General features: G+C 71.5%; 8 protein-coding genes. 4 read left to right on the forward strand and 4 right to left on the reverse strand.

Going from position 1 to position 9827, the window contains the following annotated elements; genetic code table 11:
- Nucleotides 1-1046, forward strand: a 1046-nt coding sequence (locus tag AB0B89_RS31860; RefSeq protein WP_358560188.1) for a serine protease, incomplete at its 5' end; no start/stop codon positions are given.
- 45 nt (nt 1047-1091) lie between these two features.
- Here AB0B89_RS31860 and AB0B89_RS31865 read toward each other — a convergent pair.
- Entirely contained in the window at nt 1092-2519 is a 1428-nt protein-coding gene (locus AB0B89_RS31865; RefSeq protein ID WP_358560190.1) for an aldehyde dehydrogenase family protein, read from the reverse strand.
- Between the two features lie 271 nt (nt 2520-2790).
- On the opposite strand from AB0B89_RS31865, the gene AB0B89_RS31870 reads away from it, so the two are divergent.
- Complete coding sequence (locus AB0B89_RS31870) at nt 2791-3393, forward strand: TetR/AcrR family transcriptional regulator (RefSeq protein ID WP_358560192.1); 603 nt, start codon at nt 2791-2793, stop codon at nt 3391-3393.
- On the opposite strand, the gene AB0B89_RS31875 is transcribed toward AB0B89_RS31870, so the two are convergent.
- On the reverse strand, nt 3390-4832 hold the full coding sequence (locus tag AB0B89_RS31875; RefSeq protein ID WP_358560194.1) for a PucR family transcriptional regulator: 1443 nt from the start codon (nt 4830-4832) through the stop codon (nt 3390-3392). The genes AB0B89_RS31870 and AB0B89_RS31875 overlap by 4 nt on opposite strands.
- Nucleotides 4833-4962: 130 nt before the next feature.
- Here AB0B89_RS31875 and gabT point away from each other — a divergent pair, with 130 nt between their 5' ends.
- Together gabT and AB0B89_RS31885 are read left to right on the forward strand one after the other, a co-directional pair.
- Complete coding sequence (gabT, locus tag AB0B89_RS31880; RefSeq protein ID WP_358560196.1) at nt 4963-6360, forward strand: 4-aminobutyrate--2-oxoglutarate transaminase; 1398 nt, start codon at nt 4963-4965, stop codon at nt 6358-6360.
- A gap of 171 nt (nt 6361-6531) precedes the next feature.
- Complete coding sequence (locus AB0B89_RS31885) at nt 6532-6780, forward strand: hypothetical protein (protein ID WP_358560198.1); 249 nt, start codon at nt 6532-6534, stop codon at nt 6778-6780.
- A gap of 63 nt (nt 6781-6843) precedes the next feature.
- On the opposite strand, the gene AB0B89_RS31890 is transcribed toward AB0B89_RS31885, so the two are convergent.
- Together AB0B89_RS31890 and AB0B89_RS31895 are read right to left on the reverse strand one after the other, a co-directional pair.
- On the reverse strand, nt 6844-8085 hold the full coding sequence (locus AB0B89_RS31890) for a saccharopine dehydrogenase C-terminal domain-containing protein (protein ID WP_358560200.1): 1242 nt from the start codon (nt 8083-8085) through the stop codon (nt 6844-6846).
- Between the two features lie 270 nt (nt 8086-8355).
- Nucleotides 8356-9633, reverse strand: coding sequence for an extracellular solute-binding protein (locus AB0B89_RS31895; protein ID WP_358560202.1), 1278 nt, complete (start codon nt 9631-9633; stop codon nt 8356-8358).
- Nucleotides 9634-9827: the final 194 nt, after the last annotated feature.

The following is a 9827-nucleotide window of genomic DNA, read 5'->3' on the forward strand; positions in this document are numbered from 1 at the left end:
TGCCCCCGCAGGGATGGAAGATTCACATCTCCTCCTGCCTGGACGACGCGGAGAAGACGCTGCCCAGCGGAGCCGGCCACGCCGTCACGAGGAACGCGACTCCGTCTCCCCTGTCACTCACCTCGCTCACCTCGTCGCTCGCGTCGTCTCTCGCGTCGACCGGCGTCGTCCAGCACGTGGCCGCCCGCAGCGGGGCCGAGCAGCGCCGGGTGCTCGGCTACTGGACCGCCCGGCGCATGGCGCGGGCGCTGCCCGCCGGGGTGCCGAGCGCCGTCGCGAAGATCGGCGAGCTGGCGTCCGGCGTCCGGCGGCCCTCGGCGGTCCCGGCCTCCTCCGCCTCGGGCGCGAGCGCCCCCGGCGTGAACATCAGCGGCGCGCGATGGGCCGCCGGAGGCGCGGTGAGACGCACCACCGGCCGGGTGTTCCTCACGCTGCGCGGCCTCGACTACGTCTGCTCGGCGAGCTCTGTCAGGAGCCGCAACCTGGACGTCGTCGTCACCGCCGGGCACTGCGCTAAGGACGGCTCGGGCCCCTGGGCCGAGAACTGGACCTTCGTGCCGGCCTACGAGCCGGGGCGGCAGCCGTACGGGGTGTTCACGGCCCGGCGGATGCTCGTCCCCGAGCCCTGGTCAGAGAGCGGCGACGACAGCTACGACGTGGGCATGATCGCGGTCAACCCCTCAGGCGGGCTCCACCTGAACGAGGCGGTCGGCGGCCAGGAGATCGGGTTCGGTGTGCCGCGTGGCGGGCGCGCCTTCGGGTTCGGCTTCCCCGCGGACCCGCCCTACGACGGGAGGCACCTGATCTACTGCGCGGGCGACCTCCACCACGACCCGCACGGCCAGACCCGCGACCAGGGCATGAGGTGCGACCTCACGGCCGGGTCGAGCGGCGGCCCGTGGCTGAGCTCCTTCGATCCCGAGACCGGCCAGGGGGTCGTGACGTCGGTCAGCAGCTTCAAGTACAGCGACGACGACGGCACGATGTACGGCCCCTACTTCGGCGACCAGGCCAGGCGGCTGTTCGACCTCGCCCAGCGCGCGTGACCCGGCCCGGCCGGCCAAGACACGGCCGGCCGGGACCACGGCCTCCTAAAGGGTCAGGCCGGTGAGGACCATGACCTTCTCGTAGGTGAAGTCCTCCATGGCCGAGCGCAGGCCCTCGCGGCCGATGCCCGACTCCTTGACGCCGCCGTAGGGCATCTGGTCGGCGCGGTACGACGGCACGTCGCCGATGATGACCCCGCCGACCTCCAGTTCCTTGCCGGCGCGGAAGGCGATGCCGAGGTCGCGCGTGAACACGCCGGCCTGCAGTCCGTACTTGGAGTCGTTGACGGCGGCGAACGCCTCGTCCACCGAGGAGACCGGCTGGATGACCAGCACCGGGCCGAACACCTCCTCGCGGATGACCTTGGCGTCGCCGGGCACCTCCGCGAGCACGGTGGGCGCGACGGTGGCGCCGTCCCTGCCGCCTCCGGCGAGCAACCGGGCCCCGCCGGCCACGGCCTCGGCCACCCACCGCTCCACGCGCTCGGCGGCGTCGACCGACACCAGCGGCCCGACCTGCGTCTTGTCGTCGGCCGGGTCGCCGACGACAAGGCTCTCGACGGCGGCGACGAGCTTGGAGGTGAACGCCTCGACGACGGACTCCTCGACGATCACCCGCTGGACGGCGATGCAGCTCTGACCGGCCTGGTAGTTGGAGAACAGCGCGATGCGCGTGGCCGCCCAGTCGAGGTCGGCGTCGGCGAGCACGACCGCGGCGGCGTTGCCGCCGAGCTCCAGGGTGACGTGCTTGCGTGGCACCTGGTCCTTGATGGCGTACCCGACGGGCCCGGAGCCGGTGAACGACACGACCGGCAGACGCGGGTCCTCGACCAGCGCGCCCGCGCGGTCGTTCGGCACCGGCAGCACTGAGAACATGCCCGCGGGGAGGGCCGTCTCGGCGAGGATCTCGCCGAGCAGCAGCGACGAGAGCGGGGTCGCGGGGGCGGGCTTGACGATCACCGGCGCGCCGACCGCGATGGCCGGGGCGACCTTGTGTGCCACCAGGTTGAGCGGGAAGTTGAAGGGCGTGACGGCCAGCACCGGCCCGTAAGGCTGGCGCGACAGGTAGGCGAGGCGACCCTCGGCGGGGGCCTCGGTGTCGAGCCGCTGGACGTCGCCGCTGAAGCGCCTGGTCTCCTCGGCGGCGAAGCGGAAGGTCGCGACCGCGCGGCCGACCTCGCCGCGCGCCCAGAAGATCGGCTTGCCGTTCTCCGCGCTGATCAGCCGGGCGATCTCCTCGGCGCGCTCGGACAGTCGCCGCGAGACGTGGGCCAGCGCCTCCGCGCGCACGTGGATCGGCAGGGCGGCGGCCTCCTTGCGCACCGCGTGCGCGGCCGCCACGGCCTGCTCCACCTGATCGGGGGACGGCACGGAGGCGATGCCGACGACCCGGCCGTCATGGGGGTTGGTCACCGTGAGCTCGGCGTCGCCCGTGGCGGGCGAACCGGAGAGCCAGAAGGGGCGTACGTCCATGTCCCCGACCGTATGCCACCAGGTCGCCGGGGGCGCTACTCCAGTACGGACAAGCGGCGGCCCCGACCGCTACATTCCGCATAAGGAACGTATTTTCCCCTTTCCATAACGGACATGCCGCAATTTCAGGATTTTTTCTGTCGCATGACGGTTTGAAGGACTCCGCACGTGGTTAAGTCACCATGCGGGTCCGCGTGGGATCCTTTGGGGAGAAGGGGCTAGGTAGCTCATGGGTTCGCCGGCGCCGCTTGGCCTCCAAGGGGCGTACGCGTTGGGGAGCCAGACCTCCCAGGACGAACTGCGCGCCCGTCTCATCAACGTGGCGGGAGACCTGCTCCTCACCGACGGTCCCGACAGCCTCACCGTGCGGCGCATCGCCGCCGAGGCGGGCTGCTCGACCACGGTCGTGTACACCACGTTCGGCAACAAGGAAGGTCTGGCCGAGGCGCTGTACCTGGAGGGCTTCGAGCGCTTCCGGCGCAGGCTCGCGGCGGTTCCCCGCCACCCCGACCCCCTGGAGTACCTCACCTCCCTCGGCCCGGCGTACCGCGAGGCCTGCCTGGCCGAGCCCGGCTACTACAGCGTGATGTTCGAGAAGGCGATCCCGGGCTTCGAGCCGAGCGAGCGGGCACGCACGCTGGCGAGGGCCGCGGTCAACGTCCTCGACCGGGCCATCGCCGACTGCATCTCCGCCGGCTACCTGGTGCCCACCCAGCCCCGCAAGATCGCCGACTGCCTGTGGGCGGCGGCCCAGGGCGCCGTCAGCCTCGAACGCGCCGGCCATCTCAGGGACGACGGCGTCTACTTGTCCGTCACCCTGGCCGCCATCAGCCGTTACCTGGTGAGCAAGGACTCCATCCCGGTGAACTTCTAGCGGCCCTGCGGGCCGGTGGCGCCGCTCACCGACAGGGCCATCCACAGCTCGGCACGTGAGGCCGGGTCGTCCAGGTCGCGTCCGAGCAGTTCGCCTACCCGCCGCATGCGGTAGCGAAGGGTGTGCCGGTGGATGCCGAGCCGCTGCGCGGCGGCGTCCCAGTGGCCGTTGCACGCGAGGTACGCCCGCAGTGACTCCACCAGATCGGCGCGCGAGCCGTACTCCCTGAGCGGGGCGAGCAGCGAGGTGGAGAAGGCCGACAGCGCGGCCGGATCGACCAGCGACAGCAGCCCCTGACCGGCGAGGTCGGCGAACCGCATGACCGGAGCGGCCGAGGCGAGGGCACGCTCGGCCTGGTCGAGGCCGGTGGCCAGCTCCGACAGCTCGACCGGCCCGCTCACCCCCGCCCGCCCTGCCCCGGCGGCCATCTCGGCGAGGCGATCGGCCTCCTCCAACGCGGCCAGGACGACCACGCGCGTTCCCCAGGGAGCCGTGAAGCCCGGCAGCGTGTCCTGGAGCGCCTCGGCGTCGCGTGGCTCGCAGGCCAGCACCACGACGGGCCCGGCGGGCAGCTCGCCGCCGACCGCGTCAAGGATCCCCTCGGCGGCCTGCCGGTCCCCGGCCAGCAGCAGGCGCAGCACCGCGGAACGCACCCGCCGCACGGCGGCGAGCTGGTCCCTGCCCTGTTCGAGGGAGAGGGTGAGCAGCGAGTTCGCGGTGTTGACGACCGTGTGCCCGACGGGCGAGAACGGCCGGTCCGACCCGACGGCGAAGAAGCCCCTGATGCGCCGCTGGTCCCCCAGCGGCTGCACGATGACGTGCTCGTACGGCCCGGAAAGCGCGAGGCTGGCGGGCGAGCCTGTGGCCCGGAGCCGGCCGAGCTCCCGCCCGGCCAGGTGGGTGCCCTCGACGGCCCCGGCGCCCGCCGCGTGGATCAGCGTTCCCGCCTCGTCCAGCAGCACGGCCCAGCCGTGGATCTCCCTGGCCAGCCGCTCGACCACCGCTCCCATGCCATCGGCCTGGAGCGCGGCGCGCGTCAGCCGGCCCTGCGCGGCGAAGGCGTTGCTGAGCTCGTCGTACCGCTCGGCGGCGAGCAGCTCGCTGACGGCCTTGCCGATCGCGATGAACGGCGTCTCCCTGGGCACCTCGACCAGGGGGAGCCCGGCGCCGGCCGCGGCCTCGGTGAACTCGGGCGGCACGCTGTCGTGCCCGAGCCCGACGCCGAACCCGAGCCCGGCCACCCCCCGGGCGACGAGCCGGGAGATGTACGGCCGGGCGTCCCGCGCTCCGAGCCGCATCCCTGTGGTCAGCACCAGCTCGTCGCCCTCCAGGAAGGGCGTGGGATCCTCAAGCTCACTGACGGCCACCCAGCGCACCGGCCGGTCCATCGCGCCCTCCCCGGCGCGCACCCGCAGGCGCAGCGGCGCCAGGGCCACCACACGCCGTAAGGTCGGAGCCATTCCAGCCCCCAGAACAGTCGTTACTTGTACATCCTGGACAAGCAGGATGGCCATATTGTGCCATGTCGCCAGGTCGGCACCCGGGCGCGGTGGCCGTAGCGTCGCAGACATGAGCATCGACCGTGACGTACACGAGCAGCCGGGCGCAGCCGGGCACCAGCCCATCACGCGAGGCGGTCCCTCGCTTCCGCAGGAGCGCCGCCTGGTCACCGAGATCCCCGGCCCGAAGTCGCGGGAGATGTTCGCGCGCAAGCTGTCGGCCGTCCCGCCGGGCATCGGCACCACGCTGCCGGTCTTCGTGACCCACGCGGGCGGCGGCGTGGTCGTGGACGCGGACGGCAACTCGCTCATCGACTTCGGCTCCGGCATCGCGGTGACCACCGTGGGCAACGCCGCGCCGCGCGTGGTCGAGCGGGTCCAGCGGCAGGTCGCCGACTTCACCCACACCTGTTTCATGGTCACGCCGTACGAGTCGTACGTCGAGGTCTGCGAGAAGCTCAACCGGCTCACCCCCGGTGACCACGAGAAGCGCTCGTTCCTGGTCAACTCGGGCGCGGAGGCCGTGGAGAACGCCGTCAAGGTGGCCAGGCACGCGACCGGCCGCCAGGCCGTCGTGGTGTTCGACCACGGCTACCACGGCCGCACGCTGCTGACCATGACCCTGACGGCGAAGAACATGCCGTACAAGCACCGCTTCGGCCCGTACGCCCCCGAGGTGTACCGGATGCCCATGGCGTACCCCTTCCGGTGGCCGACCGGGCCCGAGAACTGCGCCGAGGAGGCCGCGGCGCAGGCCATCGACATGATCAACAAGCAGATCGGCGCGGAGAACGTCGCGGCCATCGTGATCGAGCCGATCCAGGGCGAGGGCGGCTTCATCGAGCCTGCCCGCGGCTTCCTGCCCGCCATGGTGGAGTACGCGAGGGCCAACGGCATCGTCTTCATCGCGGACGAGGTGCAGACCGGTTTCGCCCGTACGGGCCGGCTGTTCGCCTGCGAGGACGAGGGCATCGTGCCCGACATCATCTGCACGGCCAAGGGCATCGCGGGAGGCCTGCCCCTCGCGGCCGTGACCGGCAGGGCCGAACTGCTCGACGCCGTCCACGTCGGCGGCCTCGGCGGCACCTACGGCGGCAACCCGCTGGCCTGCGAGGCCGCGCTGGCCGTGCTCGACACCATCGAGGCCGACAACCTCGTCGAGCGGGCCAGGGAGATCGGGGACCTCATGCTGCCCCGGCTCCGGGCGCTCGCCGAGCGCTTCGACGTCATCGGCGACGTCCGGGGACGCGGCGCGATGATCGCGATCGAGCTGGTCGTGCCCGGCTCCAAGGAGCCGGACGCGGCGCTCACCGGAGAGATCGTCAAGCGGTGCCACGCGGAGGGGCTGGTCGTGCTGACGGCGGGCACCTACGGCAACGTGCTGCGCTTCCTGCCGCCGCTCTCCATCCCCGACAACCTGCTGGAAGAGGGCCTGTCCATCCTGGAGAAGGCCATCTCGTCCGTTTAGGAGCATCACAAAAGGGGCACCCGGCTTGCTGCTGGGTGCCCCTTTTGTTGTTATACGGCGCGCCCGATGCCGGCGATTTAACCCGTCCTTGACATCGGCCTAGTCGATCACAGGCGGTAATGGGGCTATAACGGTTCGGGTACGAGACACTCGATCATCAACAGGAGCGTGATGAGCTGGGATCCGACCGGAGCGGCACGGCTCAACCTGACGTTCGACCCTGAAGATCTCACCGGCCCGCAGCGCGACGGGGACGCCTGCGTGGTCTGTCACAAGAAATGGCCTCGACCTCGGGTCCGTGTCGGCAGACTTCCCGACGACGCCCCCGTCATGGCCTGCGAGGAGTGCGCCGAGGCGCTGCTCCCCGCGACCCCCGCGCCCAGGCACAAACCCTCGGCCAGGAGAGCCACGCTCCCCTGAGCAGGGCACCGGCGGGCGACCCACCTCATCCAGGCGGGTCGCCGCCGTGCCGGTCGACCGGGGTCACTGCTCGCGCATGCCCCAGGGCGAGCCGTACTCGTTCAGCAGGTCGAGGAACGGCACGGGGTCGAAGGCCTCGGGGCCGAGCACGCCCTCGCCCTTCCAGGCCCCGCGCGCGAGCAGTTCCAGGGCGACGACGGGATGGACCGCCGTCTGCCACACGACGGCCTGCGAGTCGTACTCGCGCATCGACCACTCGTTGTCGACCACGTGGTACAGGTAGACCTCGCGCGGCCGGCCGTCCTTGCCGGTGCCCTTGATCCACGTGCCGGCGCAGGTCTTGCCGCGCATGCGCCCGCCGAGCGTCGCCGGGTCGGGGAGGGAGGCGGCCACGACGTCGCGCGGCGAGACCTCCATGCCCTTGACCTTCACGGGGTCGGTGGAGTCGAGGCCGAGCTTGTGGAGCGTCCTGAGGACGTCGATGAACTCCTCTCCGAGGCCGTACTTGAACGTCACCCGCCGGGCGTTCACCCAGCGCGGGACCAGCAGCACCTCCTCGTGCTCGACGTTGACGCACTCCACCGGGCCGATGCCCTCGGGGAAGTCGAAGACCTCCGGCTCGCTGAACGGCTCGGTGGTGTGCCAGTCGCCGTCCTCCCAGACGACGGGCGGGTTGAGGCACTCCTCGATGGTGGTCCAGATCGAGAACGTGGGCGCGAAGGACTCCTCCCCGTCCGGGCCCTCGACCACCAGGTTCGCCCCGTCGCGGATGCCGACCTCGTCGATGGTCTCGAAGAGGTGGTCGGCCGCGTACCTGGCGAAGACGTCGGCGAGGCCGGGCTCGACCCCCATGCCGACCAGGGCGACCCGCCCCTTGGCCCGCCACTCGGGCGACATCGCGAACTGCTCGTCGCCGAGCTTGACGCCCGTCAGCTCGTACGGCCGGGAGGGGTGCGGCGTGGACAGGGACATCGCCATGTCGAGGTAGTGCGCGCCCGCGTTCAGCGCGGCGCGGAACAGGGGCATGTCGAACCGGGGGTCCACGGCGTTGAAGAGGACGTCGCAGTCGTGCTCGCGGAGTGCCGCCTCCACCGCGCCCTGGTCGGAGGCGTCGAGGCCGATGGCGCTGAACCGCGCGTCACCCTGCCCGGACGCGGCCTGGAGCGTGACCTGTTTGGAGACCACGGCCTCGGCACGTGAGCGGTCATAGTCGGCGACGACGATGTGTTCGAAGAAGTCTCGGCGGGCGGCGATCGGGACCACGGCGGAACCGACGCCACCGGCGCCTACAAGCAGGATACGCATGCAGCGACCGTACCAATTGACTGGTCGACCATTCAATATGGGAGCGCTGGAAAACCGGTCTTCCTCCACGGAATCCGTTGCGAGGCCCACCTTCGCCTGGCGAGAACGATGGCCGACGACCGCCGAGGCTTCGGATCGGCGACGGGCCCTTGGCAGGCCGGTGAGGCAGAAGGGGACGCTCCTGAGCTGGGGGGGCAGCAACTGGCAGGCACCACCCAGCGGGGGACGGGTGCTCCCAGGGCATCTCACGCCCGGTTGAAGATCACCCGGCTAGCGCACGAGCTGCTGCCACCTCGTGGCCCACTCGGCGTAGTCGGTGCATTCCCCGTCCCGGCCTCCGCAGTCCCTCACCGGACGGACGGCGAAGCTGATCTTCTCGGTCCACGCCCGGTCCTTCACCCGGTAGGCGTCGCACACCCTCCTGGCCCGTTCGGCGTGGACGTACTTCTGGGAGACGTCGCCCCGGTAGCCGCACGCCGAGGGGTTGGCGGGGGCGAGGCCGGTCCACACGGCCGCCTGCTGCTGCGCCTCGGGCGAGCTGATCCAGTCGAGCCACCTGTAGGCGCAGTTCGGCGCGGCCGCCTGCGTGGAGAGCATCCAGGAGTCCACCCAGCCGGTCGTGGGTTCGCCGCCCACCGCCTTCACCGGCCGTCCGGCCCGGCGCAGGACGTCGAGCTGGTACGGCAGCGCGCGCCCGAGCCGCACGGACGCCCCGGCGAAGCCCTGCAGCGCGTCGATCGGATCCTTCCAGTACGAACGCTCGTGGCCGTGCCGCTCGCCGATGAGGGCGACCGCCGCGTCGAGCTGGGCCGGGGTGAGCTCGAACGGATCCTTGACGCCCAGGGCGGGCCGCCGCTTCTTCAGCGCGAGGGCCGCGTCGGCGATCGAGAGCGGGCTGTCCCTGAGCATGACGGGGCCACGGTTCGCGTAGAGCGCGTCCCCCCTGGCCGGGCGCGCCCTCGCGCTGTCGTAGAGGGTGACGTACGACCCCCACACGTACGGGACGCCGTACACGTGGTCGCCGCCCACGACGGAGCGCTGGGACCGCAGCCACTCGGGGAGGTCGTCGTAGTGAGGCACGAGCGAGGTGGTGAGGGGGGCGACCTTCCCTTCGGCGATCAGCCGTCCCCCCACCTCCGGAGGCGCGGACACGACGTCGTAGGAGGTCTGGGCGAGCAGCTTGTCGATCTGGTCGCTGGTCTGGGGGAAGCGGAGGTTCACCCGGCAGCCCGTCTTCTCCTCGAACGGCCCCACCCAGTCGAACGTGGGATCGCTGCCGCCGTACTCGGCGTACCCGCGCAAGGTCAGCACCGTGACCGCGCCCTCGCCCGGCCCGAGGACCCTGCCCGAGGGGGTCGGCGAGGGGGTGGGGGTCGGCGATGGAGAGGCGGCGGGCGCCTGCGACGTGGCGGCCGTGCGGGGAGCCGTCGGCACGACGGCGACCTCGGCGGGCGGGGACCCGCGCCCCGGCGTGGCACACGCGGCGAGCGCCACGAACGTCGAGACCAACGCCCCCGCGAGACCGGCCCGAGATCGCCCCAACTTCATCACGCCAGCCCCTCGCCTTCACCGTCTCCTCCGCGAGCCTATCGGCCCACGCCGGCCGGGAACCTGCCATGAGCCCATACGGCTGAAGGGGTGGGGGGGGCGGGGCGGCCCCCCCCCCCCCAGAGATCTAAAAAAGAAACAAGCAAGACCGATTAAAATAAACCACCACAAAAAAAAAAAAAAGCTACGAGTAC

The organism is Sphaerisporangium sp. NPDC049002, assembly GCF_040649355.1.
Taxonomy (GTDB): domain Bacteria; phylum Actinomycetota; class Actinomycetes; order Streptosporangiales; family Streptosporangiaceae; genus Sphaerisporangium.